The organism is Paraburkholderia ferrariae NBRC 106233 (genome assembly GCF_000685035.1).
GTDB classification, from domain to species: domain Bacteria; phylum Pseudomonadota; class Gammaproteobacteria; order Burkholderiales; family Burkholderiaceae; genus Paraburkholderia; species Paraburkholderia ferrariae.
The window spans coordinates 1-1106 of sequence record NZ_BAYB01000082.1 but is presented as its reverse complement, the minus strand read 5'-3'; the positions used below and the strand labels follow the sequence as shown (position 1 = coordinate 1106).

Genomic DNA, 1106 nt, shown 5'->3' with positions numbered 1-1106 from the left:
CGATCTTGCACGGTGGACGAACGAAGGCGCCCTGGAGTATCTGGGCCGCATCGACCATCAGGTGAAGATACGGGGGCTGCGCATCGAACTGGGAGAGATCGAGGCGCAACTGGTGGCGCAGTCCGGTGTGAGGGAGGCGGTCGTAACGGCACAGGAAGGCCCGGGCGGCACGCGCCTGATCGCGTATGTAACGGCGCACACGGATCACGCTATAGAACAGGCGACACTGCGCGAGGCGCTGTTACGGCAACTACCCGACTACATGGTGCCCTCGACGATCCTGGTGCTGGATGCACTGCCGTTGAGCCCGAACGGCAAGGTAGACCGCAAGGCACTCCCCGCCCCGGAATACGCAGTACGCGACTACGAAGCGCCAGAGGGCGAAGCAGAAGCCGCCCTCGCGCAGATCTGGTCCGAAGTACTAAGCATTGATCCAATAAGCCGCACCGACAACTTCTTCGAACTCGGCGGCGATTCGATCCTGGCAATCAAGCTGGTCTCGCGCATCCGCAAGACCCGCGGCATTGAACTGCCATTGCAGGAGGTTTTCAAGCACCCAGTCCTTGCCGATCTCGCACCGGCGATGGCGGACGCAGAACGCATCGAGTCCGCTCGTCCGGGCACTGCGATCGTGCGGCGCACCGGCGGCGACGGATCGGCACCGCTATCGCATGCGCAGGAGCGTCTGTGGTTTCTGTGGCGCTTGGACCGCAACAGCCCCGCGTACAACACGGCCGGCGCGATCCGTCTGCGCGGCGAGCTCGATATTGGCAAAGTGCGGCGTACGCTTGCGGTGATCCACGCGCGCCATCAGATCCTCCATTCGCGCTTCGAGGAAAACTCGGAAGGCGTCAGGCAGCGCGTCGCGAACGTGCCTTTCGCCTGGTCAGAACCGGACCTGTCACAGGAGCCCGAGTCACTGCGCGCGGACGTGCTCGCGAGCCTGCTGTCGCAGCGCTCGCACGAACCGTTCGACCTCGAACGCGGCCCGCTGCTGCGCGTGTCGCTGGTGAAGCTCGCGCCTCACGAGCACGTGCTGCACTTCGCCCTGCACCACATCGTCTCGGACGCCTGGTCGCTCGGCATCCTCACCCGGGAATTCGCCC

General features: G+C 64.6%; 1 protein-coding gene. It reads left to right on the top strand.

What is annotated here, in order from left to right; all coding sequences use genetic code 11:
- The coding region (locus BFE01S_RS36665; protein ID WP_028229707.1) for a condensation domain-containing protein at window positions 1-1106 on the top strand (1106 nt) is incomplete at both ends.